The 24,017-nt window shown below is 71.1% G+C and carries 23 protein-coding genes; 9 read left to right on the plus strand and 14 right to left on the minus strand.

The features are described from left to right. Positions 1–8: 8 nt before the first annotated feature. The 11 genes from AC07SQ_RS23500 to AC07SQ_RS23550 all read right to left on the minus strand — a co-directional run bounded on the left by AC07SQ_RS23500 (position 9) and on the right by AC07SQ_RS23550 (position 11,262). Entirely contained in the window at positions 9–1,085 is a 1,077-nt protein-coding gene (locus AC07SQ_RS23500; protein ID WP_495271599.1) for a M48 family metalloprotease, read from the minus strand. A gap of 181 nt (positions 1,086–1,266) precedes the next feature. Continuing rightward, entirely contained in the window at positions 1,267–2,286 is a 1,020-nt protein-coding gene (locus AC07SQ_RS23505; protein WP_307637008.1) for an AraC family transcriptional regulator, read from the minus strand. Between the two features lie 60 nt (positions 2,287–2,346). Further along, positions 2,347–3,534, minus strand: a complete 1,188-nt coding sequence (locus tag AC07SQ_RS23510) for a serine hydrolase domain-containing protein (protein WP_495271598.1) — start codon at positions 3,532–3,534, stop codon at positions 2,347–2,349. A gap of 192 nt (positions 3,535–3,726) precedes the next feature. Beyond that, complete coding sequence (locus tag AC07SQ_RS23515; RefSeq protein WP_495271597.1) at positions 3,727–4,047, minus strand: chaperone modulator CbpM; 321 nt, start codon at positions 4,045–4,047, stop codon at positions 3,727–3,729. A 2-nt stretch (positions 4,048–4,049) separates the two neighbouring features. Beyond that, positions 4,050–5,012 (minus strand): DnaJ C-terminal domain-containing protein, encoded by a 963-nt coding sequence (locus tag AC07SQ_RS23520; RefSeq protein ID WP_070059322.1) that lies wholly within the window; start codon positions 5,010–5,012, stop codon positions 4,050–4,052. A gap of 51 nt (positions 5,013–5,063) precedes the next feature. Next, positions 5,064–5,717: a histidine phosphatase family protein gene (locus tag AC07SQ_RS23525; RefSeq protein ID WP_495271596.1), complete on the minus strand. Its 654-nt coding sequence runs from the start codon at positions 5,715–5,717 to the stop codon at positions 5,064–5,066. Positions 5,718–5,720: 3 nt separating this feature from the next. Beyond that, positions 5,721–8,117 carry a penicillin acylase family protein gene (locus AC07SQ_RS23530; RefSeq protein WP_495271595.1) on the minus strand — a complete coding sequence of 799 codons (2,397 nt, stop codon included), beginning with the start codon at positions 8,115–8,117 and terminating at the stop codon, positions 5,721–5,723. Positions 8,118–8,218: 101 nt separating this feature from the next. Next, complete coding sequence (locus AC07SQ_RS23535; protein ID WP_095744927.1) at positions 8,219–8,800, minus strand: glutathione S-transferase family protein; 582 nt, start codon at positions 8,798–8,800, stop codon at positions 8,219–8,221. 40 nt (positions 8,801–8,840) lie between these two features. After that, positions 8,841–9,479, minus strand: coding sequence for a CDP-alcohol phosphatidyltransferase family protein (locus tag AC07SQ_RS23540; RefSeq protein ID WP_062475593.1), 639 nt, complete (start codon positions 9,477–9,479; stop codon positions 8,841–8,843). Positions 9,480–9,578: 99 nt separating this feature from the next. Further along, positions 9,579–10,325, minus strand: a complete 747-nt coding sequence (locus AC07SQ_RS23545) for a glutamine amidotransferase (protein WP_495271594.1) — start codon at positions 10,323–10,325, stop codon at positions 9,579–9,581. Positions 10,326–10,359: 34 nt separating this feature from the next. Then, positions 10,360–11,262, minus strand: coding sequence for a LysR family transcriptional regulator (locus AC07SQ_RS23550; protein WP_070059317.1), 903 nt, complete (start codon positions 11,260–11,262; stop codon positions 10,360–10,362). 144 nt (positions 11,263–11,406) lie between these two features. Here AC07SQ_RS23550 and AC07SQ_RS23555 point away from each other — a divergent pair, with 144 nt between their 5' ends. From AC07SQ_RS23555 to AC07SQ_RS23570, 4 genes are all read left to right on the plus strand, one after another. Next, positions 11,407–12,561: a CaiB/BaiF CoA transferase family protein gene (locus AC07SQ_RS23555; RefSeq protein ID WP_495271593.1), complete on the plus strand. Its 1,155-nt coding sequence runs from the start codon at positions 11,407–11,409 to the stop codon at positions 12,559–12,561. A gap of 53 nt (positions 12,562–12,614) precedes the next feature. Then, on the plus strand, positions 12,615–13,583 hold the full coding sequence (locus AC07SQ_RS23560) for a Bug family tripartite tricarboxylate transporter substrate binding protein (protein WP_495271592.1): 969 nt from the start codon (positions 12,615–12,617) through the stop codon (positions 13,581–13,583). A gap of 8 nt (positions 13,584–13,591) precedes the next feature. Then, on the plus strand, positions 13,592–15,400 hold the full coding sequence (locus AC07SQ_RS23565) for an acyclic terpene utilization AtuA family protein (RefSeq protein WP_495271591.1): 1,809 nt from the start codon (positions 13,592–13,594) through the stop codon (positions 15,398–15,400). A 199-nt stretch (positions 15,401–15,599) separates the two neighbouring features. Continuing rightward, entirely contained in the window at positions 15,600–16,223 is a 624-nt protein-coding gene (locus tag AC07SQ_RS23570; protein WP_495271590.1) for a hypothetical protein, read from the plus strand. A gap of 16 nt (positions 16,224–16,239) precedes the next feature. Here AC07SQ_RS23570 and AC07SQ_RS23575 read toward each other — a convergent pair whose 3' ends face one another. Together AC07SQ_RS23575 and AC07SQ_RS23580 are read right to left on the minus strand one after the other, a co-directional pair. Further along, complete coding sequence (locus AC07SQ_RS23575; protein ID WP_495271589.1) at positions 16,240–16,785, minus strand: SRPBCC family protein; 546 nt, start codon at positions 16,783–16,785, stop codon at positions 16,240–16,242. Between the two features lie 40 nt (positions 16,786–16,825). Beyond that, positions 16,826–17,173, minus strand: coding sequence for an ArsR/SmtB family transcription factor (locus AC07SQ_RS23580; RefSeq protein WP_070059311.1), 348 nt, complete (start codon positions 17,171–17,173; stop codon positions 16,826–16,828). 175 nt (positions 17,174–17,348) lie between these two features. On the opposite strand from AC07SQ_RS23580, the gene bla reads away from it, so the two are divergent. The 5 genes from bla (at position 17,349) to AC07SQ_RS23605 (ending at position 23,275) form a co-directional block, all read left to right on the plus strand. Continuing rightward, positions 17,349–18,236: a class A beta-lactamase gene (gene bla, locus AC07SQ_RS23585; protein WP_495271588.1), complete on the plus strand. Its 888-nt coding sequence runs from the start codon at positions 17,349–17,351 to the stop codon at positions 18,234–18,236. A 47-nt stretch (positions 18,237–18,283) separates the two neighbouring features. Continuing rightward, positions 18,284–19,279: a LysR family transcriptional regulator gene (locus AC07SQ_RS23590; RefSeq protein ID WP_495271587.1), complete on the plus strand. Its 996-nt coding sequence runs from the start codon at positions 18,284–18,286 to the stop codon at positions 19,277–19,279. Between the two features lie 141 nt (positions 19,280–19,420). After that, entirely contained in the window at positions 19,421–20,992 is a 1,572-nt protein-coding gene (locus tag AC07SQ_RS23595; RefSeq protein ID WP_495271586.1) for an AMP-binding protein, read from the plus strand. A gap of 11 nt (positions 20,993–21,003) precedes the next feature. Beyond that, a complete protein-coding gene (locus AC07SQ_RS23600; protein WP_495271585.1) occupies positions 21,004–22,242 on the plus strand; it encodes an acyl-CoA dehydrogenase family protein in 1,239 nt (412 codons plus the stop codon). Positions 22,243–22,276: 34 nt separating this feature from the next. Beyond that, positions 22,277–23,275, plus strand: a complete 999-nt coding sequence (locus tag AC07SQ_RS23605) for a tripartite tricarboxylate transporter substrate binding protein (protein ID WP_495271584.1) — start codon at positions 22,277–22,279, stop codon at positions 23,273–23,275. A gap of 10 nt (positions 23,276–23,285) precedes the next feature. Here the strand turns inward: AC07SQ_RS23605 and trhA are convergent, their stop codons facing one another. Then, the gene (trhA, locus tag AC07SQ_RS23610; RefSeq protein ID WP_495271583.1) at positions 23,286–23,909 is read right to left on the minus strand and encodes a PAQR family membrane homeostasis protein TrhA; all 624 of its coding nucleotides are present in this window, start codon (positions 23,907–23,909) and stop codon (positions 23,286–23,288) included. Positions 23,910–24,017 lie beyond the last annotated feature (108 nt).

Genomic DNA, 24,017 nt, shown 5'->3' on the forward strand with positions numbered 1-24,017 from the left:
GCGACGCGTCAGGATTTCGATGTCGCCAGGGGCACCAGCGGTGCCCCGTTCTTCGTCGTGGCCTGGATTTCCGCGATGGTGCGCCGCATCGCGACGAAGCGTTTGGCGGAGCTCGGCGGGGCGCTCATGAAGCTCTTCTTTTTCGCCCCGGCCGTGTGCACCCCGAGCTCGCGCCAGATCCGTTCGGCGCCGTCGATGTTGTAGCCCGCCGCGGCCACCATGTAGAGGCCGAGGTAGTCGGCCTCGGCGTCGAACTGCTGCGAGAACGGCGACGACAGCGCCTCTTGCGCCAGCCCGGTGCTGCCCAGCGCGCCATCCACGATGCCGGCCGCGATGCCCACCGCGCGCGTCTTGCCGCCATGCGACAGCACGCCGTTGGCCAGCTCGTGCCCCAGCACGATCGCGAGGTCGCGGTTGTCGGGAAAGAAGCGCATCAGCGCCGAGTTGACGACGATCTCGTGCCCGTCGTTCTCCGCATGGACCTCGTTCTTCATGCGCGTGACGGCGGTGTAGTTGCACGCCGTGGTGTACGGCAGGCGCAGCGCCGTCGACTGGCCCTCGCGCTGCACCACGGCTTCCAGCCAGCCTTCGCGCCGGGCGGGCTTGGCGCGCGCGGCGTCGATCAGCACGTCGTTGAGCCGGTCGATCCCTTTCTCGCCGGCGGGCAGCGGCTTGCCGCCGACGGACAGCAGCACGTCCCCGGCGCGCAGCGGCGTGGCCGGCGCCTGCTTCCTGTCGAGCGTCCACAGCACGGTCAGCCGGTCGTCCAGGTGCAGGGCCTGCTTGGCCGCCGCGCGCTCTTCCTTCTCGAAGCTCCACAAGCTGGCGATGTGCGCGCCCAGGCTGGCCCGCACGTCGCCGCCGCAGAACGGCGCGCTGTGCTCCAGGAGCGGGATCGCCACGTCGTCGAGCCGGCGCTGCAGCGTCATGCGGTGGTTCAGCGACAGCGAGTGCTGCAGGGCCTGTTCCTGCACGACGTCGGGGTCGTCGCTGGCCGGCCGGATGGAGGCGGCGCAGGCCGTGAGGACAAAGGTGGCCGCGATCGACGCGCAGGCCGGGAAGAAGGACGGGCGAGGGTTGTTCATTCGCTCAAGAGGTGCTGGGCATCGGTCGCATCCAGGCGCGGACGCGATGCCAGATGCCATCGAGGGAAGGGGAGTTGCCCGGTGGCGATGGCGACCGGGCGTTCCAGGCAAGGCGAGGTGCCGCGCCCGCTTGACATTGTGGGAGCGCGAGCGCGCTCCAAGCTGAAGATCAGATGAAGGCTCAGCCCGTCTTGCGTGAACGCAGCGTGGCCGAAGGCAGCTCGCCGAAGCGCTGCTGGTAGGCCGCGGCGAACAGGCCGAAGTTGGCGTAGCCCCACGCCTGCGCCACCGAGCGCACCGTCGCGCCCGCGTCGGCCATCAGCAGTTCGGCGCGCACGCCCTGCAGGCGCTGCTCGCGCAGCGCGCGCATCGGCGTGGCCTGGCGGTATTCGCGGAAGGCGCTGTTCAGCGTGCGCACGCTGACGCCCGCCACGCTCGCCAGTTCGCCGAGCGTGGGCGCGTGCTGGGCGTGCTCGCGGATGTGGCGCTCGGCCGCCAGCACATGCCGCGGCGCCATGCGGTGCTGCACCGCTTCGGCCGGGTGCTCCAGCTGCGCGCGCCACTGGGTCAGCACGTGCACGCCGATCATCTCCTCGAGGTGCCGCCCCAGCGGACCGGCGTCGACCGCCTCGGGCAGCTCGGTGACGCAGCGGCACGCATACGACAGCAGCGCGATCCAGCTCGAGTGGGCGCCGCCGAACTTGAACTTGCGCGTCCACAGCCGCTCGTCCGCGGGCGCGCCGAACCAGCGCGCGTGCAACGCGGCCAACGCGTCGTGCGAGAAGCTGAGGTTGACCTGCAGGTGGTTGGCGTCGAAGTCCACCCAGTAGTGGGTGCGCGAGGTGTCGACCACGAAGGCGTCGCCCACGCCGGTGTCGGCATAGGCGTTGGCTTCGGACCAGTGGCGGCCCGCGCCGCGCACGGTCGTCAGCACCATGCCGACGCCGCTGTCGGGCGAGAAGTCCTTGATGTTCACCGGAATGCCGTAGTGAAAACGGCTCAGCGTGAAGTGCCCGATGCGCGTGGCGTCGAGCACCGAGTCGGGCGTGCGCGCCCGCCCGATAGGCGTGACGCGGTAGGGCATGTAGATGCGGTCCGACCAGCGCCGGATGTCGTCCCAGTCGTGCGAGGCCACCAGGCGGTGGCGCTCGCTCGGCTGCCCGCGGGCGTCGGTGACCAGCACGTTGCGGATCGCATCCATCGCGCACCTCGGTTCAGAAGGAAGAAGGTGCGCGCCCCGGGGCGCGCACCGCTCAGCGGCTCAACGGTGATGGTAAACCGCGGTCTCGAAAGCCACGAAGCCCGGGTAGCTCGCGCAGTCCTGGAAGGGCAGGATCTGCGTCGCCCAGTAGCCGCCGAGGCCGCTCTCGCGGTCGATCCAGAAGAAGCTGTTGGCCAGGCCCGCCCACATCAGCGAGTGGGCGGGGCGGCCCGTGGGCGCGCGCTCGCGGTTGGTCATGAAGGTGTAGGCCCAGCCCTTGTCGGTGCCGGGCAGGAACTCGCCCGTGTTGCTCAGCGCGGGCACCGACGTGCGCCAGCCGCCCACCGACAGGTCCATGGCGGCCAGGCCGTCCTGCGCCATGCGCTGCACCGTGTCGGCCTTCAACACGCGCCCGTGCGGCCCGGCGCCGTCGTTCAGCACCATGCGGATGAACTTCATGTACTCGCCCACGGTGGCATACAGGCCGTGGCCGCCCATGTCCATCGGCGGCGGCTCGGGCAGCACCAGCTCGGGCAGCGGCGTGAGCCGGCCGTCGGCCGCGCGGTCGTGGATGGTCACGCGGCGCGCCTTCATCGATTCGGACATGCCGAAGCCGATGTCCTGCATGCCCAGCGGCTCGAAGACGCGCTCCTTCATCACCTCGCCCAGGCGCTTGCCGCGCTGCTGCTCGACGATGCGGCCGAGCCAGTCGATGTTGGCGCCGTAGGTCCAGGCTGCGCCCGGCTCGTGCAGCAGCACGGTGCGGATCGATTCGAAGCTGCCCGACACCACCGTCGGAATGTTCAGCGCGGCGCGGTACTTCAGGTCGTCTTCGCTGAAGAACTCGTAGCCCAGGCCCGAGGTGTGCAGCATCAGGTCGTTGACCGTGATGCGTCGGCGTGGCGCGCGCGTGCGCGGCCGGCCGTCGGCGTCGAAGCCGTCGAGCACCTGCAGTTCGTCGATCTCGGGCGCGTAGGCGCCGGCCGGGTCAGTGAGGGCAATCTTGCCTTCTTCGACCAGCTGCATCACGCAGGTGCCCGTGATCGCCTTGGTGGTCGAGAAGATGGCGAACACGCTGTCGGTGGCCATCGGCCGGTCGAGCCCGAGTTCGCGCGTGCCGGCGGCGCCTTCGTAGAAATTGCCCGTGCGGTCGGTCGCCATCGCGACGACGCCGGGGGCGCCGCCGTGGCGGTGAACGGTCTGGTGCAGCGTTGCGTCGAGCGCGGTCTTCAGCCTGTGCGAGGTCATGCCTTCTTGTCTCCTGTGTGAGGAGGCCGGGCGTGTGTGAACGGGTGCCTGCGCGCCGGCCTGCCATGCGAAATTCCGCAGGCAGCGGCAATCTAGGGCCGCGGGCTCACCGATCCTGTTCGCAAATGGCAGGCGGCTGTGCGGATCTGGCAGTCATTGCATGCGCGTGACCCGCGACGCGCGCGGCGCGTTTCAGTCCACGCCGTTGGCGCGCAGCACCGCCTTCAGCCGCCGCACCTCGTGCTGCAGGTCGAGGATCAGCGCGGCGGCGTCCAGGTTCACGCCGAAGTCGCGTTCGAGGCGGCGCGCTTCGAGCGCGTGCTGCAGGTCGGTGCTGGAAAACTCCCAGCGCTCGGGCGGTGCGTCGGTCGTGCTGACCTGCACGATGCCCACTTCGACCAGTTGCACGACCCAGGCGGTGTCGGCGCCGCAGGCGTGCGCCAGTTCGTTCGCGGCCAGCGGGTGCGAGACGCCGATGGCCGTGGTGGTGGTCACGGAAGAAAAGTTCGCCATGCTCAGACTCCCAGGTGCTGGCGGGGGTTGAACGAGGAGGTCGCCTGCGCGAGTTGTGCGTAGGCGTTGCGTGCGGCCTCGCTGTCGGCGGGCGGCAGTGCGATCTCGAGCAGCAGGTACAGGTCGCCGGGCGTCTTGCCCGCGAAGCCGCGGCCCTTGAGCCGCAGCTTCATGCCGCCGCGCGCGTTGGGCGGCACGGTGACCTCGACCACGCCGCCGGTGGGCGTGGGCACCTGCACCTGCGCGCCCAGCGCGGCCTCGGCGGGGGTGACGGGCAGCGTCATGTACAGGTCGCGCTCTTCCACGCGGTACAGCTTGTGCGGCGCGATGCGCACCTCGAGGTAGAGGTCGCCGGCCGGCTCACCGCCGTGGCCGGGCATGCCCTGGCCTGCGAGGCGGATGAACTGGCCGGGGTGCACGCCGGGCGGGATCTTCACGGCGAGCGTGCGGTTCTCCCACTGCGGGTGGCCCTGCGCGTCGAGTGTCTGGGCGCGCAGCGTGAGCTCGCGCTCGGCACCGTTCAGCGCGTCTTCGAGCGTGATCTCGATGGCCGCATGGTGGTCTTCGCCGCGCGCGCGGTAGTTCTGGCGCGTGGCGCCGCGCCGCTCGGCGTCGCCGAACATCGAGGAGAAGAATTCGCTGAAGTCGGCGTGGTCGGCCGGGCCCTGGCGCGGGCCGCGGTGAAACTCGTAGCCGGTGTCCCAGCCGGGCGGCGGCTCGAAGCTGCCGTCGGGGCGGCCCCCGCGCGCGACACGGTCGGCCAGCGCGTCGTAGGCGGCGCGCTTGTCCTTGTCGCCGAGCACGTCCTTGGCCTCGTTGATGTCGCGCATGCGCTGCTCGGCGTCGGGCTCCTTGCTGACGTCGGGGTGGTACTTGCGGGCGAGCTTGCGGTAGGCCTTGCGCACCTCGTCGTCGGACGCGGTGCGTTCGACGCCCAGTGCGCTGTAGTAGTCCTTGAATTCCATGGTGGGTGGTGATTCCTTTCAGGACGGCGTACAGATCAACCGGGAGCCAGGTCAGGCCAGGGCTGCTCCGCCGTCGGCGTGCCGCTGTTGGAGCGGCGTCACGGCCCATGTGGGGCCGGCACGTGAAAAACGCAATGGCTGGGCGTTGCCGAAGATGCTCGCATCGACCGCCACGCCCAGCAGCGCGGCCAGCGCATAGAGCGTGCCGCCGTGCGCCACCACCAGCACCGGCGCGGGCTGCGCGGCGAGTGCGGCAGCCAGCGCCTGGCGCTTGCGGTCGACGAACTGCGCCAGCGTCTCGCCGCCCTCGGGCTCGCAGGCCCAGTCGATGTTCGCCGACGAGGTGCCGATGAGCGCGCCGAAGTTGCGCTCGCGCAGGTTCTCGTGCGCGCTGGGCACGAGGCCCAGGGCGCGCGCCACGGTGTGGGCGGTGTCGAAGGCGCGGCGCGCGTCGCTGCACACGATGGCGCCGATCGGCTCGCCGGCCAGCAGCTCGGCCGCCTGCACCGCCTGCTGCTCGCCGAGCGCGCTCAGGGGCTCGTCGGGCGCCTGGAAGACGCGCAGCGCGTTGCGCCCGGTCTGGCCGTGGCGCAGGAAGTAGAAGTGGTCGCAGGCCGGGGCGAGCGGCTGCTCGGCGGCCAGGCGGTTCAGCAGGTCGATGCCTGTGGCGGCGTGGGCGGGAAAAGGAACGGTGGTCGAGGACATGGTTCAGTACGCCAGCTGCAACGGCTTGCCCTCGCGCTGCGCCTGCACGTCGGCCGGGTGGAAGGGCAGCGGATGCCACTGCTTGGCCGCGAACAGCGGCAATTGGTCGTAGGCGCGCGGCGAGGCCGGGTCGCTGCTCTGGCCGTAGGTGAGCAGGCCTTGCGCCACGGGGCCGCGCGCGTCGAAGGTCACGACCTGCATGTAGCTGCTGCCGTAGTTGATGGCGTAGCCCTTCGGGTCGATCAGCGGCTGGCCCTGCGATTCGAGCTTGTTGAGCACGCCTTCGAACTCGTCGCCGCCGGGCAGTGCGATCTTCTGGCCGCGCACGGTGCGCGACTGCGGCACGCCCAGCGCCACGTCGGGGGCGAAGCCGGCGGTGCGCACGGTGCCGACCGCGTCGCCCAGCGCCTTGAACACCGCCTCGCGCGTGGCGGGCGTGGCCATGTCCAGGCCGGTGGGCGTGGTCACGGGCTGCGCCGGGTCGAAGGGCACGCGCCAGACCTTCGGCAGGTCCTTGGCCTTGCGCCAGAACTCGCGGAACAGCGCCGCGCCCTTCGACTCGGCGTTGCTGGTGCGGTCCCAGGCGGAGAGCACGCGGCAGCCCAGGGCCTGGTCGGCGCTCAGCGCGGCGCCGGTGGCGGCGCACGCGGCCTTCAGGTCGTCCATCACCAGCATGCCGGCGAGGTTCCTGTCGCGGAAGATCACGCTGCGCAGCTCGGCCGCGCCCATGCGGTTGCCCGGCAGGCCGTCGGTGCCGGCCAGGCGGCCTTCGATTTCCATGATGCCGCTGCGCGTGCGCAGCCGCTGCGGCACGCCGACGGGGCCGACCAGTGGCGACACGCCGGCCATCGGCGGCACGCGCGGGTTGCTGAGCCAGAAGCTGTCGTTGCTGTTCTGCACCCAGTCGGGCGTGACGACGACGGGCATGCGGGCCGGCGCGATGATGCCGGGCGCGGCGGCGCTGCTATCGCGGTGCCAGGCGCAGGCGCTGCGCGAGCCGTCGAGCACGGGCAGGCCGGCCGCGTTGAGCAGCGCGGCGGCGGCCGGCGAGGGCGCGCAGGTCTTGAGCATTTCGGCCGACACGTCGGGCACCACCGACAGGTCGGCGTACATCGCGTTGCCTTCGCGGTCGGCCGCGAGGGTGTTGATCCACGGGATGCCCTGGTTGCCCATGGCGGCGCGCAGCTCGGCGACGTTGCGGGCCCGGCCCATCTTCATCCAGCTCTCAGCCGAGCGCACGTTGAGCGTGTTGGCGTCGCGGATCGCATAGGCCTTCTGGGCGGTCCAGCCCAGGCCGGCACGCGGCAGCGACACCACGGGGCCCCAGTCGGTGGCGTAGAAGGTGTGCTGCACGGGCGCGCCGCCCGCCGTGGCGGCGGCCGGCAGTGCGACGGTGCGCGCGACCATCTTCTTCGGCTGGCCGTCGACCCAGTACACGGTCGGGTCGTTGGGGTCGAGCTTGAGTTCGTACAGCGTGAAGCGCTTCCCGGTCGACACGGTGTGGGTCCAGGCCACGTCCTTGTTGAAGCCGATCGACACCACCGGGCTCAGGCCGCCGGTGGCGCCCATCACGTCGAGCTGGCCGGGGATGGTCAGGTGCATCTGCCAGAAGCGGTTGGTGCCGTTCCAGGGGAAATGCGGGTTGCCCAGCAGCAGGCCCTTGCCGTCGGGCGTGGCGTTGCGCCCGAAGGCCCAGCCGTTGGAGCCCAGCTCGCCCCCTTCGGGGTTGGCGTTGAAGCTGTGGCGGCCGATTTCGGCCACCGCCTGCTCGAGCGCGACCGGTGCCGCGCCGGTCTTGGCGCCCGGGGCCGGCGGCACGGCGGCCAGCACCGCGCCGGCCAGCGCGCCCAGGCCGCCCTGGATCATCGATTGCTCGGTGGCGCGCGCCAGGTCGGCGGCCGTCATCGGGCGCACCCAGGGTTTGCCGCGGCAGGCTTCGGGCAGGCCGCCAGGGCCCGCGTCCTGCAGGTAGCGGTTGTAGCCCGCCACGTAGCCGCGCAGCGCGGCCTTCACCTCGTCGTTGGTGGTGGCCGCCGCGCGGGCCAGCGCCGCGTCGTCCATGTGGTAGCGCACGAACAGGTCGATCTGCGCGTTGGGCATGCGGCCCAGGCCGAAGTCGCCGGTGTTCTGTGCCCCGAGGAACTGCGCGCGGTCGCCGCGCAGCGTCAGCAGGTGCTCGGCGGTCTGGCAGACGTTGTCCTGCGCATGCGCGTAGGCGGTGCCGTAGGCCAGGCCTTCGTAGTCGGGCGCCGTGATGTGCGCGATGCCGAAGGTGGTGCGCTCGATGCTCACGCTGCGGCTGCCGGGCGGCGGCGTGCTGGCACAGGCCCCGAGCAGGGCGACCAGGCCCAGGGAGAGGGCCGTCAACGAGAACCGGGAGCGCGAGGTGTTCGATGTCATGGGGCGGGCGTGAGGTGGGAAAGGGTCGAAAAAGAGGGACCGATTAGAGGATGAACCTCCGCCGCGCACTGTCGCCAGCGCGGCACGCCTTGCCGCTTACTTCAACCGAACTTCATGCCTTTGGGCCGTGCTTGCAGCCGGTGGATGTACGCATCGAGCTTCGGGCGGTTCGTGCGCCCGCCGAAGGCGCGGTGCCAGATGAGCATCGAGCCGATCATCACGTCGGCGGCCGTGAACTGGGCGCCAAACAGGTAGGGGCCGTCGCCGAGTTCGCGTTCGACGGCGTCCTTGGCCTGCTCGAAATCGGTCCAGCCGCGCGCGCTGTTGTTGCTCTTGATCTTCAGCAGGCTGTCGCCCATCGAGGGCTCGAGCTGCGCGGTCGAATAGACCATGAGCGACAGGTAGCGCCCGCGCTCGGGCGTGCCCACGGCCGGTGCCAGGCGCTTGCCGGGGTACTTCTCGGCGATGTACATGCAGATGGCCGCGTTCTCGAAGATGCGGGTGCGGCCGTCGACCAGCGCGGGCAGCTTGCCGGCCGGGTTGATCTTCAGGAACTCGGGGCGCTTGTGGGCGCCCTCCCGGATGAGGGTGGGCACGATCTCGTAGTCGACCTCGGCCTCGTCGAGCATCCACTTGGCGACCTGCGCACGGCTGCGCGGGTCGAAATACAGCTTCATCGCCATGCGGGGTCCCCTTTGTCAGGTGGGTGAGATGGGCGGGTTGTCAGAACTTGGGAATGCGCAGGGTCTTGCTGATCATCAGCGTGCCCGAGAGCGCGAACAGCAGCACCAGCGGGTGCAGCTGCCAGGGGCCGAGCGTCCAGGCGCCGCCCCACACGTTGGCGCCGAGGGCGCCCTTCGAGGCCGCGTAGGCCAGCACGCCCACCAGCACGACGCTGGTCGGGATCGGCGTACCTTCGAAGTACTTCACCTTGTCGGCGCCGGCCGAGAGGGCCTCGGCCGTCACGTTGTAGCGCGCGAGCCGGCTCACGCCGCAGCCGACGAAATAGATCAGCACCGCGCAGTCCCAGCCGCCGTCCAGGCCGGCGGCGAAGCCGAGCGCGGCGGGCAGCACGCCGAAGGAGATCACGTCGGCCAGCGAGTCGAGTTCGCGTCCGAGCGCCGACTGGGTCTGGCGCCAGCGCGCGATGCGGCCGTCGAGCACGTCGAAGATGAAGGCGGCCGGGGCGAGCGCCGCGGCCCAGTAGAAGTGGGCGAGCGACTGGCTGCGCATGAAGGCCATCGCGAAGAACACCGCCCCGACGCCGCAGGCCGCGTTGCCGAGCGTGAACACATCGGCCAGGTGAAAGCCGCGGATCATCGAGAAGTGCTTGCGGGCCGGCGGGGACGAAGGCGTGGTCATGAGGCGGGGAAAGCTGCGAAAGGAACCGCACCTTAACCCAAGCGGGGCCCGCTTTTTGTAGTCGCGCGCCGACGCCCCGTCGGCGCCCCGTCGGCGCGCTCAGGCGGCTGGCTGCGCCTTGGCCTCGACGATCCGTGCGAAGCGCCCGAGCAGGCCCGCCGCCGCGTCGGTGGGGCGCACGCCTTCGCGCAGCGCCGCGGCGTCGAGCCCGTCCGCGGCGAGGTCGCGGGCCAGCAGGTCGATGTAGCCGCCCATGGTCCGGGCGTCGAACTCGGGGTGGAACTGCAGGCCCCAGGCTTGCGCGCCCACGCGGAAGGCGTGGACCGGCTCGTGCGCGCTGTAGGCCAGCTTCACCGCGCCCTCGGGCAGGCGCAGCGCGCTCTGCCAGTGGATCGCCTGCGCCGGGAACTGCGCGGGCAGGTCGCCCAGCAGCGCGTCGCCGGCGGCGGCTGCGTCGAGCGTGACGGTGACCGTGCCAACTTCGGGGCCGCCCGGGTGGTGCCCGGCCTCGCCGCCGAGTGCGTGCGCGAGCAGCTGGTGGCCGTAGCAGATGCCGAGCACGGGCGTGTCGCGTGCGACCAGTTCGGCGAGCCAGGCGGCGGTGGTTTCGCTCCAGGGTTCGCGGTGCGACACCATCGCGTGCGAGCCGGTGACGACCACGCCCGCGACCTGGCCGGGCGCGGGCAACGTGTCGCCGCGGCGCGGGTCGACCACCACGAGGGGCAGGGTCTGCGTACCGAGGCCGTCGGCGATCCAGTGCTCGAAGTCGCCGCGGCCTTCGCGCAGCGCGTCATGGGTGTCACCGACCTTGACGATGACCAGGGGATACGGGGGCGTGCTGTGCATGGCGTCGATCATGCCGCAGCGCAACGTGCGCCGGTCAGCGCCGGGACGATTCCCGACGGTGCAGCAGGTCCATGAAGGCGCGGCCCACGGGCGAGGGCGAGCGCCCCGCGCGCGTGACCAGCCCGATGGGCCGCGACATCAGCGGACGCTGCAGCGGCACGGTGGCCAGCTCGTCGTTCTGCGACAGCTGCAGCGCGAGCCGGGGCAGGGCGGTGAGCCCCAGTCCGGCCGCCACCAGCGCGCCCGCCACGGCCACGCTCGGGTATTCGAGCGCGGGCTGCACCTGCAGGCCGCGCTGCAGGAAGGCGGCGTCGGTGATCGGCCGGATGCTGCTCTGGAAGCTGCTCGCAATGAAGGGCCGTGTCGCGAACACCGACCACGACACCGAGGCGCGCGCGGCCAGCGGGTCGTCGCGCCGGCACAGCAGCACGAAGGGGTCGTCGCGCAGGTGGCGGTACAGCAGGGGCTCGTGCGTGCCGGGGCGCACGCTGAGGCCAAAGTCGGCGCGGCCTTCGTCCACCGCGGCGCGCACCGCCTCGGCCGGCCCTTCGATCAGCGAGAACTGCACCTGCGGATGCTGCTGGCGGAACTCGGCAATGGCACCGGGCAGCAGCGCCACGCCGGTCGAGGGCAGCGCCGCGATGGTGAGGTGGCCGCTGCGGCCTTCGAGGAACTGCGACAGCTCGCTGAACGAGCTGTTGAAGTTCTCCAGGATGCGCAGCGCGATCGGCAGCAGCTCGCGCCCGGCCGGCGTGAGCTCCACATGCCGCGTGTCGCGGTCGAACAGGCGCGCACCCACCAGGTCTTCGACGATGCGCACCGTGCGGCTCAGCGCCGGCTGCGACACATGCAGCGCCTGCGCGGCGGCGCGGAAGTTGGTGGTCTTCGCGACTTCGACGAAGGCCTCGAGCTGCTGCAGCGTGATGTCGACTCGCACGAACGGGGCCTCTCGGGGTGGCGGTGGATTGATCCATCCAAGTTATCACAGATATAGGAATATTGTTCTTCACAGATCAATGTGCGACGCCGAGACTGGCGCATTCGATACCACGGAGACAAGGGGCCCACGCGCCCCCGTGACATGGACACCAAAATTCTGGAAGGCATCCGGGTGCTCGAGCTCGGGCAGGTGCTGGCGGGGCCCTTCGCGGGCGCGATCCTGGCCGACCTCGGCGCCGACGTCGTGAAGCTCGAGCGCGTCGAGGGTGGCGACGACGCGCGCCACATGGGCCCGGCCTTTCGCCACGGCGACGCGCTCAATTTCCACGTCTTCAACCGCGGCAAGCGCTCGGTCGCCATCGACCTGAAGAGCGAAGAGGGCATGGCCGCCTTCGAGACCCTCGCGGCCGGCGCCGACATCCTCATCCACAACCTGCGACCGGGCGTCACGCAGTCGATGGGCATCGACGGCCCCTCGCTGTGCGCGCGCCATCCGCGGCTCATCTACTGCGAGATCTCGGCCTTCGGCCACACCGGTCCGCTGCGCATGCAGCCGGGCTACGAGCCGCTGATCCAGGCCTTCAGCGGGCTGTCGAGCATCAACGGCGGGCCTGACGATCCGCCCATGCGCACCGGCGCCTCGGTCTGCGACCAGGGCACCGGCATGTGGGCCGTGATCGGCGCGCTGGCGCTGCTGCAGCGGCGCCACCTCACGGGGCGGGGCGGCGTGGTGAGCACCTCGCTGCTGGAGACCGCGCTGGTCTGGACGGGGCAGAAGGCCGACGCCTACGTCAACGAAGGCCGGTTGCCCGATCGCCACCGCTCGGGCCATCCGGGCTTCGTGCCTTACGAGTCTTTCGACACCGCCGATGCGCCGCTCCTGATCTGCTGCGGCAACGACCGGCTCTTCGCCAAGTTTGCGCACGAGCTCGGCCGCGACGACTGGACCACCGACGCGCGCTTTGCCAACAACCGCCAGCGGCTGCAGCACAAGGCGGCGCTGTTCGAAGAGATCGGCCCGCTGCTGCGCGCGCGCACCCGCGCCGACTGGATGGCGCGCTTCACCGCCGCCGGCGTGCCCTGCGCGCCGGTGCACACCGTGCCCGAGGCGGTCGCGCATCCGCAGGTGGAGGCGCTGGGCATGCTGCAGCCCGTGCCGGGCGAGGACTTCCGCCTCACGGCGCTGCCGATGTCCATCGACGGCGTGCGGCCCGCGCACCGCGCGGTCGCGCCCCGTCTGGGCGAGCACAACGCGGCGCTCGGCGCACCGCCGGTGCCGCCGCGCGACCGCGCCTGAGCGACCGCACCCTTTCCCTTCTCAAGAACTACATCCCACCGGAGACATCACCCATGCGCACTTCCATCTTCCGCCTCGGCGCGGTCCTGGCCTTCGCGGTCGCGGCGGCGGCATCTGCCCACGCGCAGGACTACCCCGCCAAGCCCCTCACCGTCGTCGTGCCCTTCGCGGCCGGCAGCGGCACCGACCAGCAGGCGCGCAGCTTCGCGCAGGCCCTGACAGTCGAATACAAGGTGCCGGTGATCGTGGAGAACCGCGCGGGCGCCAGCGGCTTCCTGGCCGCGCAGTACGTCGCCAAGGCCGCGCCCGACGGCTACACGTTGCTCATGACCACCAACACCACGCACGCCGCCAACGAGCACCTGTACAAGAAGCTGCCCTACGACCCGGTGAAAGACTTCACGCCGGTCGGGCTGCTGTCCAAGGGCCACATGCTGCTGCTGGTGGGGGCCGATTCGCCGATCAAGTCGGTGGCCGACCTCGTGGCGGCGGCGAAGAAGTCGCCGGGCAAGCTCAACTTCGGCAGCGGCAGCTCGTCCAGCCGCGTGGCGAGCGAGCTGCTCAAGCAGATGGCCGGCATCGACATGGTGAACGTGCCCTACAAGAGCAACCCGATGGCCATCACCGACCTGCTGGGCGGGCAGGTCGACTTCATGTTCGCCGACGCGCCCACGGCGCTGCCGCACGTCAAGAGCGGCAAGCTGCGCGCGCTGGCCGTGAGCGGCGACAAGCGCCTGGCCGCCGTGCCCGCGCTGCCGACCGTGGCCGAGGCGGGCGTGAAGGGCTACGACATGTCGTACTGGACCGCCGTCTACCTGCCGCCGGGCGCGCCCGCGGCCGTCACGCGCAAGCTCAACGAGATGCTGGTGAAGGTGTCGGCCTCGCCGGCCATCGTCGCCTACCAGGCCATCTCCAGCGGCGAGGCCGCCACCGGCACGCCCGAGGCGCTCGCGAAGTTCCAGGCCGCCGAGTCGCAGAAGTGGGGCCGCGTGATCCGCGCTGCCGGCATCGAGCCCGAATGAGCCGCGCGATGAATACGTCGGACACGCAGAAGAAGGCTGTGCGCATCGGCGGCGCCTCGGGCTTCTGGGGCGACAGCAGCACGGGAGCGCCGCAGCTCGTGGCGCACGGCGGCATCGATTACCTGGTGTTCGACTACCTGGCCGAACTCACGATGTCGCTGCTGGCCGGCGCGAAGCTGAAGAACCCCGACGCCGGCTACGCCACCGACTTCGTCACCACCGCCATGGCCGCCGTGCTGCCCGACGTGATGCGCCAAGGCATCCGCGTGATCGCCAACGCCGGCGGCGTGAACCCGCGCGCCTGCGCCGCCGCGCTCACGCACCTGGCGGCCGGCATGGGGCTCGCGCCGCGCATCGCCGTGGTCACTGGCGACGACGCACTGCCGCATGCCGAAGCGCTGCGTGCGCAGGGCATCGGCCACATGAGCACGGGCGCACCGCTGCCCGAGCGCCTCGTGAGCGCCAACGCCTACCTGGGCGCCGTGCCGATCGCGCGGGCGCTCGATGCCGGCGCGCAGATCGTCATCACCGGCCGCTGCGTCGACAGCGCCGTCACGCTCGGCGCGCTGATGCACGAATTCGGCTGGGCCGACGACGACTGGGACCGCCTCGCGGGCGGCAGCCTGGCCGGCCACATCATCGAATGCGGCGCACAAGCCACCGGCGGGCTGCACACCGACTGGGAGCAGGTGCCCGACTGGGCCCGCATCGGCTACCCGGTGGTCGAATGCGCGGCCGACGGCAGCTTCGTCGTCGGCAAGCCGCCCGGCACCGGCGGGCTGGTGAGCCGCGCCACCGTGGGCGAGCAGCTGCTGTACGAGATCGGTGACCCCGCGGCCTACCTGCTGCCCGACGTGACCTGCGACTTCCGCACCGTGCAGATCGAGGCCGTGGGCGTGGACCGGGTGCGCGTCTCGGGCGCGAAAGGACGTGCGCCCTCGGGTCGCTACAAGGTCACGGCCACCTACGCCGCGGGCTACCGCTGCAACGCCGAGCTGCTGATCGTCGGCTTCGACGCCGCCGCCAAGGCGCGGCGCAGCGGCGAGGCGATGCTGCGCCGCACGCGCGACCTGTTCGCGCAGCGCGGCTGGGCCGACTTCTCGGCCACCCACATCGACGTGCTGGGCGCCGAGCAGTGCTACGGCCCGCACGCCACCGCCCAGCCGCCGCGCCAGGCGGTGCTGCGCGTGGCCGTGACGCACGCGGACAAGGCGCCGCTCGAACTCTTCGCGCGCGAGATCTCGGCGGCCGGCACCTCGTGGGCGCCCGGCACCACGGGCCTGGGCGGCGGGCGGCCGTCGGTGGCGCTGTCGATCCGGCAGTTTCCGCTGCTCGTGGACAAGGCGCTGTTCACGCCCGTGGTCGAGATGGCGGGCGAGTCATGGCCCGTGGCGGTGAGGGCGCAGGCAGCGGAGGTTGCCGTGGCCGATGAGGTGGCGCCGCAGGCAGACGCCACCGACCCGGACACGGACGACGAATGGCTCGAGGTGCCGCTGATCCGCCTGGCCTATGGCCGCAGCGGCGACAAGGGCGACGTCTCGAACATCGGCATCCTCGCGCGCGAGCCGCACTACCTGCCCGTGCTGCGCGCGCAGCTCAGCGCGCAGGCCGTGCGCGCCTACATGTCGCACCTGGTCGAAGGCGAGGTGACGCGCTACGAGCTGCCCGGCATCGGCGCCTTCAACTTCGTCTGCGAAGCGGCGCTGGGCGGCGGCGGCATGGCCTCGCTGCGCACCGACCCGCTGGGCAAGAGCATGGCGCAGATCCTGTTGTCGATGCCGGTGCGCATCGCGGCCCGCCGGCTGCGCGCGGCCTGAGCCGACGCGCCGCCGGGCCCGCGTTTTCAGCGCGGGCCCACGCCATCGTTCATCGCTTTCGGATTCGTCCGATGGCCTGCCGCGGTGGTTTTTCCTAGAGTGCTTCGTTCCCTGAGCGCTGGCCGTTTTCCGGCCGGCCCGCTCTTCCTTCTCTTCGCCAGATGGCTGCCTTTTTTTGTGAAGGCGCTCGAAGCACGCCATGTCCTTGTCCAGATTCCTTTCCTTCCATCCCCGCCCGCGCGCGGGCCGCTGGCTGCTTGCCGCCTCCACGCTGGTCGCGGGCTGCGGCCCCGTCGCGGTCACGTCGTACGTGCCGCTGCCGCCGATGCCGCCGCCCTCTGAGCCGATGAACATGGCCGTGCCTGTCGCGGTGTCGGCCACGAGCTCGCGCAAGGGGGCGGTGTACCGGCCCGCGCCCGCGGTGGTGCCCGAGCTGGCGCAGGTCGTGTTCTTCCGCCGCGCCACGTCCACGCCCAGCACGGGCGCGGCGCATGTGTATGTCGACGGCGAGTTCCATGCCGCGCTGATGCCCAACGGCTTCACGCGCCTGTGCGTGGCGCCGGGCGCGCACTCGCTGGAGGCCTACATCGACGATGCACCGCTCTACGCGGGCAAGTCGCAACCGAAGACGCAGGCGGTGCTCGAAGGCGGGCAGACGGTGTTCGTGGCCGTGTCGGAAATGGGCGAGGGCGCGCCGGTGCCTCACGGCAGGGTCGCGGCCGAGCGCCTGCTCAAGGGCGCGCGCGAGCAGCGGCAGGTGATCAGCCGCGCGGTCCGCGTGCAGCCCTGCCGCGAGCCTTCGCAGCCCGCCCGCCGGGCCTGACACCGCCCGACGGCCTTCAAGGGATCTGCGTCGCGTAGGCCGCCTCAGCGGCCTCCAGCTGGGTCCAGAAGCCTTGCGGCGCGCGCCCGTGCAGCACCTCGTCGAGCACGCCCAGGTGCGCGTGCCAGCCGCTGGCCACGCTCAGCGTTTCCTTGCGGTCGGGCAGGCGGCGGTGCGTGAGCACCAGATGGGTGGCTTGCGCGCCCTGCGGCGACAGTTCGAAACTGACCTCGGACGCGTCCTCGCGCTCGCTGCCCCAGCTGATGACCAGCAGGGTCGGCGGCTCGATGCGCAGCACGCGCGAGTGCTGCACATGGGTCTCGCGGTAGGCCGCGAAGCGCTCGGGCGCGACCTCGCCCGACAGCTCGGTGTGCTGGAAGCGCAGCTCGAACACCGCGCCGGGTGCCTGCGCCATGGTGCCGCCGGCCAGCCAGCTGCGGCGCTTCTCGGGATCGACGAGGTAGGTCCACACGCGGTCGATGGGGCCGGGCAGGGTGCGTTCGATGCGCAGGGTGCCAGGCTCGGTCTGCGTGCCCAGGCTGTGCTTCAAGGTCGTGGTCATGGGTCGGTGCTCCTTGGGTGAATGAGGGGAGAGACGTTGTTCACGCGCTATCGCCGGCGTCGCGCCGCAGCGCATCCGCCAGGGCGTCCAGGCGGTGGTTCCAGAAGACTTCGTAGGCGCGCAGCCACGCATCGGCCGTGGCGAGCGCCGCCGGTTCCAGCCGGCACACGTGCGCGCGGCCCTGCACGGTGCGCGACACCAGCCCCGCGCGCTCCAGCGTCTTGACGTGCTTGGAGGCGCCCGCGAAAGACATGCGAAACGGCGCGCCCAGCTCGCCCACGCTGCATTCGCCCTGCGCGAGCAGTTGCAGCATGGTGCGCCGCGTGCTGTCGGCCAGGGCGTGGAACACGGCGTCGAGCCGTTCGTCTTCGATCTCAAGTTCAACCATGAAGTTGAATATAGATCGGTCCCGAAGAAAATTCAACCCGAAGGTTGAATGATGAAATGGCGTTACACCTGATACACCCGGGACGCCGTGCGCGCCCCGGGCGCTGGAAGCGCGGCGGCGGCGCTCCTACGATGCCTTTCATTCCATCCACTCGCGAAAAGAAAGACGCACGCACATGAACCCTCTGATCCAGCGCCGCACCCTGTTGCTCGCCGCCGCCGTGACCCCGCTTGCCGGCGCCTGCAGCGCATGGCCGAAGAAGGGCGCGCAGTCGGACGCCGAAACGCAGCTCGCCGAACTCGAGCGCGCCTGCGGCGGGCGCTTGGGCGTGGCGGGCTTCCACACCGGCAGCGGTGCACGCCTGCAGCACCGTGCGCACGAGCGCTTTCCGCTGTGCAGCACCTTCAAGCTGGTGCTCGCCGCGGCGGTGCTCGAACGCAGCGCGACCGACGCAAGCCTGCTCGGGCGTCGCGTCAGTGTCGGCAAGGGCGACCTGGTGTCGCACTCGCCGGTCGCCGAGAAACACCTCGCCACCGGCATGACCGTGAACGAGATGTGCGCTGCCACCATGCAGTACAGCGACAACGCCGCCGCCAACCTGCTGCTGAAGGTGATGGGCGGGCCGGCCGCCGTCACGGCCTTTGCGCGGCGCATCGGCGACACGACCTTCCGCCTCGACCGCACCGAGCCTGAGCTGAACACCGCCATCCCTGGCGACCCGCGCGACACGACCACGCCTGCCGCCATGAGCGACACCGTGCAGCGACTCGCGCTGGGCGACGCGCTCGGCGCCCCGCAGCGCGAGCAGATGCGCGAATGGCTGCTCGGCAACACCACGAGCACCGAGCGTTTCCTGGCCGGCGTGCCCAAAGGCTGGCGTGTGGGCGACAAGACCGGCGCGGGCTCGTACGGCTCCACCAACGACGTCGGCGTGCTGTGGCCGCCGTCGGGCGCGCCGCTGGTGTTGTCGGTCTACCTGACCTTCCCCGACAAGGACGCCAAGGGCCGCAACGACGTGGTCGCCTCGGCCACGCGCATCGCCGTCAAGGCCCTGGCAGGCTGAGTCAGCGGCGGGGCCACAATGGGCGCCCCATCTTTCCCCGTCGCCCCATGGACCTGAGGTCTCTTCGCTATTTCATCGCGGTGCTCGAAGCCGGCAGCCTGTCGCGCGCGGCGGCGTCGCTGTACGTGGCGCAGCCCGCGCTGACCGCGCAGATCAAGAAGCTCGAGGCCGAGCTCGGCACGCAGCTGTTCGACCGCTCGCACGTGGGCGTCACGCCCACGGCCGCCGGGCTGCAGCTGTACCAGGACGCGCGGCGCCTGCTGTCGGATGCCGCCGCCATGCGCGAACGGCTGCAGCGCGCGCCCGACGGGCCCGAGGGCTCGGTCACGGTGGCCGTGCCGTTCCTGCTGGCCTCGCTGCTGCTCGGGCCGGTGCTGGCGCGGCTGAAACAGTCGCACCCGCGCATCCGCGTGTTCGTGATCGACGACCTGAGCCTGATGGTGCGCAAGGCCATGGTCGATCGCCGCGCCGACATCGGCCTGCTGGTCGACACCCCGAGCGTCGAGGGGTTGGATGTGCGTCCCTTCGTGCGCGAAGGCATGTTCCTCTGCGGCTTCAATGCGAAGGGCGAGGTGGCGGCACTGCTCGGCAAAAGTGCGAAGGGTGGGCGCGCGAAGAAGGGTGTGCCCGCGCGTCCCACGGTGCCTTTCGCACGCGCCGCGAACCTGCCGCTGGTGCTGCAGTCGCGCCGCTTCAGCATCCGCCAGCGTGTCGAGGCGGCCGCCGAGGCGGTGGGTGTGGAACTCAACGTGGTGCACGAGCACGACTCGGCGCGCGTGCTGCGCTCGCTCTACCTGGCGGGCGCGGGCTTCACGGTCACGCCTGCCTGCGCGCTCGCGGACGGGCCGGGCGATCAGCCGAACTGGTTGATTGCACGCATCGTCGAGCCCGAGCTGGCGCGTACGTACCATCTGGCCACGCCGGCCGGCAAGGTGCCCGATGCGGCGACGCAGGTCGTGAGGCAGGCGCTGGCCGACGAGGCGCGCTCGATGATCGCCTCGGGCCGCTGGGACGCGCAGTTCCTGGGCGACGGCAAGGCGTAGCCATCGCGCACGCCGGTGCCGCGCGCCCGGGCCATCATCTTTTGTGATGGCCGCGCATCAGCAATCGGTATTTGTTGTGCGGCGGCGTTGTTTGCGAAAGTTCTCCCCACGGTGCACAGGCACCGGCCTCAAGGAGACAACTTGCCCTCACTTTCGCCCGAGGTCGCCAACGTCGGCGAACTCGCATCCCGCGCCGCCCGCCTGCATGCCCGGCAGATCGCCGTGACCAGCCCGCAGCGCGCCTGCACCTACGAACAGCTCGACCGGCGCGCCAACCGCCTGGCCAATGCCCTGCGCGGGCTCGGCCTGCAGCGCGGCGACCGCGTAGGCGTGTACCTGCCCAACTGCGTCGAGATCGTCGAGCTGGAGCTGGCCTGCTACAAGGCCGCGCTGGTGAAGGCGCCGATGAACGCGCGGCTCGCGCCGGTCGAGGTGGCCGAGGTCATCGAGAACAGCGACGCCGCGCTCATCGTCACCACCGCCGCGCGCGCCGAGACCTTCCTGCCGCTGCTGAAGGGCGCGGCCCCGAAGTTGCTGCTGCTCGACGCGGCCGAAGGCACGCCCGCTTCCTACGAAGGCCAGCTGGCGCGCGCGAGCGACGCCTTCACCTGCGAGCGCGTGCGCGCCGACGAACTGGCGGTGCTGCACTACACCTCGGGCTCCAGCGGCGTGCTCAAGGCCGCGATGCAGACCTTCGGCAACCGGCTGGCCCAGCTGCGCAAGTTCCTCTCGCGCAGCGAAGGCCTGCGCCCCGGCGACCTGCTGGGGCTGGTGGGGCCGATCACGCACGCCTCGGGCATGCAGATCGTGCCGGCGCTGTGCAGCGGCGCGACCATCCGCCTGTTCACCGGCTTCGAGCCCGCGCGCTTCCTGGACGACATGAGGAAGGAGCGCGTGACCCATACCTTCATGGTGCCCACCATGATCAACATGCTGCTGGCCGAGCTGCAGGGCCGCTACCGGCCGCTGCCCGACCTGCAGCGCCTGGGCTACGGCGCGGCGCCGATGGCGCCCGCGCGGATCATGCAGGCGATGGACGTGTTCGGCCCGGTGCTGTCGCAGGGCTACGGCGCGGGCGAGACCACCTCGGGCGTGTGCGGCCTCTCGGTGGAAGACCACCTGTTCGCGCGCGCCGCCATGCCCGAGCGGTTGGCCTCGTGCGGGCGGCCGTTCCTCGAGTCGCTGGTGGAGATCGTCGACGACGAAGGCCGACCGGTCGCGCCCGGCGAGGTGGGCGAGATCGTGGTGAGCGGCGAGGACATCTTCGCCGGCTACTGGCGCGCGCCCGAGCTCACGGCCGAGGTACTGAAAGAGGGCCGCTACCACACGGGCGACCTCGCGCGCGCCGACGACGAGGGCTACATCTACATCGTCGATCGCAAGAAGGACATGGTCATCAGCGGCGGCTTCAACGTGTACCCCTCGGAGGTCGAGGCCGTGCTGTACCAGCACGCGGCGGTGGCCGAGGCCTGCGTGTTCAGCGTGCCCGACGACAAGTGGGGCGAGGCGGTGGCCGCGCACATCGTGCTGAAGCCGGGCGCCTCGCCCGACACGGCCGGGCTCGACGACTTCTGCGCCGCGCGGCTGGCGGGCTTCAAGCGGCCGCGCCGTATCGAGTTCGTCGAGTCGCTGCTCAAGAACGCCAACGGCAAGGTCGCGCGCAAGGCGATCCAGACGCCGTACTGGGCCGGCCACGCGCGGCGCGTCAATTGAAAGAGAACGACATGGACACCACGCTGACACCTTCCGCCGCACCCACCGAGGCTTCGGCCATCCGCGCGCCGCTGTTCGACGGCCCCTTCGAGGGCTCGCCGCGCGCGGCCGAGCTGATCGCGCGCATCGGCGACTTCCTGAACGGCGAGCTGGCCGACCTGGTGCGCGAGAAGGGCATCGACCACGAGCACGGCCCCGACCGGGAGACGCTGCGCCACGTCTGGCGCCGCTCGCACGCGATGGGCTTCTACGGCATGACGCTGCCACCGGCGATGGGCGGCCTGGGCCTGTCGCTGCTCGATCATGTGCTGGTGAAGGAATCGATCTACGCCAGCGGCTCGCCGCTCGCGCCGCATGTGTTCGGCGAACTCAGCGGGCCACCGCGCGTCGGCGCATTGGCCAAGTTTGCGACGCCGGAGCAGATGGCGAAGTTCATCCGTCCCGTGGCACAGGCCGAGAAGGCGATCTGCTTCGCGCTCACCGAGGCCGAGGCCGGCTCCGATGCCGGCGCGGTGCAGACGCAGGCGCGGCGCGAGGGCGATGTGTACGTGCTGAACGGGCGCAAGCGCTTCATCTCGGGCTCGCCCTTTGCCGATCTCGCGGTGCTCATGGCGTCCACCTCGGACGATCCGGCGCGCCGCGAGGTGACGGCGTTCTTCGTCGACCTGACGCAACCGGGCGTCGAGGTGCAGGCGGGCTACAAGACCATGGCGGGCCAGTCGACCACGGGCGACATCGTGCTCACCGATTGCCGCGTGCCCGCCGCGAACCTCATCGGCGAGCCCGGCAAGGGGCTGGCGCTGGCGCTGGGGCGCATCACGGTCAACCGGCTGCTGCACTGCCCGGGCATGGTGGGGCTGGCGACCGTGGCGCTGAAGGACGCACGCGACTACGCGCGCACCCGCCGCCAGTTCGGCCGCGCCATCGCGCAGTTCCAGGCGATCCAGCATTCGCTGGCCGACATGGCGACGCAACTCTGCGCGGCGCGCGCGCTGATGCTGTCGACCGCGCGGCAGATCGACGCCGGCGGCGACCCGCGCGCCGAGGCCTCGATGGCCAAGCTGTTCTGCTCGGAGGCCGCGTTCCGCGTGGCCGACGCGGCGGTGCAGATCCACGGCGGCGAAGGCATCGTGCAGGGGCGGCGCGTGGAGTTTTTGTTCCGCATGCTGCGCATGTACCGCGTGCTCACGGGCACCAGCGAAATCCAGAAGAACATCATCGCGCGCGAGCTGATCGGCGATGCGGCCTGAGGCCGGACCAGACAATCAGGAGACACCACAAGCCATGACTCTCATCAATGTCAATCGCCGCGCGCTGTGCGGTGCGATCGCGGCGTCGGCGCTGCTGCCGGCCGTTGCTCGCGCAGCGGGCGCGAACGCCTCCGCCTGGCGCCCGACCCGCCCGGTCAAGTGGGTCGTGCCGTACCTGGCCGGCACCGGCCCGGACAATGGCGCGCGCATCCTCGCGGAAGCGCTCGGTCCCTTGCTGGGACAGCCGGTCGTCATCGAGAACCGGGGCGGCGCGGCCGGCAACATCGGCGCGCGCCAGGTCGCACGGGCCGCGCCCGACGGCTACACCTGGATCTACTCGAGCGCGCCCATGGCCGCCAACATGCGCATGCAGCAGAACCCGGGCTACGACGCGCTCAAGGACTTCCGCCACATCATGCGGCTGACCACCTCCGACGTGCTGTTGGTGGTGAATGCGGGCTCGGGCATCCAGACCCTGCAGGAATTGGTGGCACGTGCGCGCGCCAACCCCGGCAAGCTCGACTACGCCTCGGGCGGCGTCGGCACGCCCTCGCACCTGGGCGTGGAGCTGTTCCTGCAGGCGGCGGGCGTGCAGGCCACGCACGTGCCGTACAAGGGCGCCTCGGAAATCGTCAACGCGGTGCTGGGCAACCAGGTGAACTTCGGCATGCCGATCTTCTCGGTGGCGCTGCCGCACGTGCAGGGTGGCAAGCTGCGCGCCCTGGGCGTGGCCGGCACCAAGCGCAACGCGACCTTGCCGCAGGTGCCGACGCTGGCCGAGCTGGGGCTGCGCGGCGTCGAGCTCACGTCGTGGGGCGGTGTCTCGCTGCCGGCGGGCACGCCCGATGCCATTGCGGCGCGCATCTATGAGGTGTTCGGCCAGGCGCTGAAGCAGCCGTCGGTGATCGCCGCGCTGACCGAGCTGGGCAGCGAGGTGAGCCCGTCGACGACCGAGGCCTATGTGCAAGGCTTCGCGAGCGAGATGGAACTGACCGAGCGGATGATGAAGACCGCGAAGCTGCAGCCGTTGTAGGAACCAGGCTTCAGAGCACGAACCATCCCACGGCCACGTAGTGGCTCGTGGTGCCGGCCAGCACGAACAGGTGCCAGGCGCCGTGCGCGTGGCGCAGCCCCCGCCGGTTGCGATAGAACACCGTGCCCACCGTGTAGAGCACGCCGCCCGCGACCAGCCAGGCCAGGCCGGTCGTGTGCAGCTTGGCCGCCAGCGGCGCGGCGGCCAGCACGCCGAGCCAGCCCATGCCGATGTACAGCGGCAACGAAGGCTTCTTCGCCGCGTCGACCGCCGCGGGTTTCAGCTCGCGCCAGATACCGAAGCACGCCGCGCTCCAGATCGCCGCGAGCAGCAGCCAGCCCCAGGGGCCTTGCAGCGTGACGAGCGCGAAGGGCGTGTAGGTGCCCGCGATGAGCAGGAAGATCGCGCAGTGGTCGGCGCGCTCCCACAGGCGCTTGCTGCGGCCGCGCGTGCTGTGAAAGAGCGTGGAGGCCGCGTACAGCGCCACCGCCGAGAGCGAAAACACCAGCCCGCCCGCGATGCGCGCCGGGTCGCCCGTGGGCAGCGTCTTGGCGAGCAGCAACGCGGCCGCCGGCAGCGCGAGCAGCAGGCCGAACAGGTGGCTGTAGCCGTTGAGTCGTTCGCCGGGGTACATGGGATGGATTGGAGTGGGCGCGTCGGGCGCCCGCGATCCTAGGCAACCGCCATGACTGCCCCGTGACCGGGCAAACCCTGTCTGGATTCTGGTTGCAAATGTTTACAT

This window comes from Variovorax sp. GW821-FHT06D12 (assembly GCF_059419205.1).

What these genes read in the sequence shown, in the direction of transcription:
- AC07SQ_RS23500 (WP_495271599.1), bottom strand. Translation starts at nt 1,085, where the DNA reads ATGAACAACCCTCGCCCGTCCTTCTTCCCGGCCTGCGCGTCGATCGCG.
- AC07SQ_RS23505 (WP_307637008.1), bottom strand. Translation starts at nt 2,286, where the DNA reads ATGGATGCGATCCGCAACGTGCTGGTCACCGACGCCCGCGGGCAGCCG.
- AC07SQ_RS23510 (WP_495271598.1), bottom strand. Translation starts at nt 3,534, where the DNA reads ATGACCTCGCACAGGCTGAAGACCGCGCTCGACGCAACGCTGCACCAG.
- AC07SQ_RS23515 (WP_495271597.1), bottom strand. Translation starts at nt 4,047, where the DNA reads ATGGCGAACTTTTCTTCCGTGACCACCACCACGGCCATCGGCGTCTCG.
- AC07SQ_RS23520 (WP_070059322.1), bottom strand. Translation starts at nt 5,012, where the DNA reads ATGGAATTCAAGGACTACTACAGCGCACTGGGCGTCGAACGCACCGCG.
- AC07SQ_RS23525 (WP_495271596.1), bottom strand. Translation starts at nt 5,717, where the DNA reads ATGTCCTCGACCACCGTTCCTTTTCCCGCCCACGCCGCCACAGGCATC.
- AC07SQ_RS23530 (WP_495271595.1), bottom strand. Translation starts at nt 8,117, where the DNA reads ATGACATCGAACACCTCGCGCTCCCGGTTCTCGTTGACGGCCCTCTCC.
- AC07SQ_RS23535 (WP_095744927.1), bottom strand. Translation starts at nt 8,800, where the DNA reads ATGGCGATGAAGCTGTATTTCGACCCGCGCAGCCGTGCGCAGGTCGCC.
- AC07SQ_RS23540 (WP_062475593.1), bottom strand. Translation starts at nt 9,479, where the DNA reads ATGACCACGCCTTCGTCCCCGCCGGCCCGCAAGCACTTCTCGATGATC.
- AC07SQ_RS23545 (WP_495271594.1), bottom strand. Translation starts at nt 10,325, where the DNA reads ATGCACAGCACGCCCCCGTATCCCCTGGTCATCGTCAAGGTCGGTGAC.
- AC07SQ_RS23555 (WP_495271593.1), top strand. Translation starts at nt 11,407, where the DNA reads ATGGACACCAAAATTCTGGAAGGCATCCGGGTGCTCGAGCTCGGGCAG.
- AC07SQ_RS23560 (WP_495271592.1), top strand. Translation starts at nt 12,615, where the DNA reads ATGCGCACTTCCATCTTCCGCCTCGGCGCGGTCCTGGCCTTCGCGGTC.
- AC07SQ_RS23565 (WP_495271591.1), top strand. Translation starts at nt 13,592, where the DNA reads ATGAATACGTCGGACACGCAGAAGAAGGCTGTGCGCATCGGCGGCGCC.
- AC07SQ_RS23570 (WP_495271590.1), top strand. Translation starts at nt 15,600, where the DNA reads ATGTCCTTGTCCAGATTCCTTTCCTTCCATCCCCGCCCGCGCGCGGGC.
- AC07SQ_RS23575 (WP_495271589.1), bottom strand. Translation starts at nt 16,785, where the DNA reads ATGACCACGACCTTGAAGCACAGCCTGGGCACGCAGACCGAGCCTGGC.
- AC07SQ_RS23580 (WP_070059311.1), bottom strand. Translation starts at nt 17,173, where the DNA reads ATGGTTGAACTTGAGATCGAAGACGAACGGCTCGACGCCGTGTTCCAC.
- bla (WP_495271588.1), top strand. Translation starts at nt 17,349, where the DNA reads ATGAACCCTCTGATCCAGCGCCGCACCCTGTTGCTCGCCGCCGCCGTG.
- AC07SQ_RS23590 (WP_495271587.1), top strand. Translation starts at nt 18,284, where the DNA reads ATGGACCTGAGGTCTCTTCGCTATTTCATCGCGGTGCTCGAAGCCGGC.
- AC07SQ_RS23600 (WP_495271585.1), top strand. Translation starts at nt 21,004, where the DNA reads ATGGACACCACGCTGACACCTTCCGCCGCACCCACCGAGGCTTCGGCC.
- AC07SQ_RS23605 (WP_495271584.1), top strand. Translation starts at nt 22,277, where the DNA reads ATGACTCTCATCAATGTCAATCGCCGCGCGCTGTGCGGTGCGATCGCG.
- trhA (WP_495271583.1), bottom strand. Translation starts at nt 23,909, where the DNA reads ATGTACCCCGGCGAACGACTCAACGGCTACAGCCACCTGTTCGGCCTG.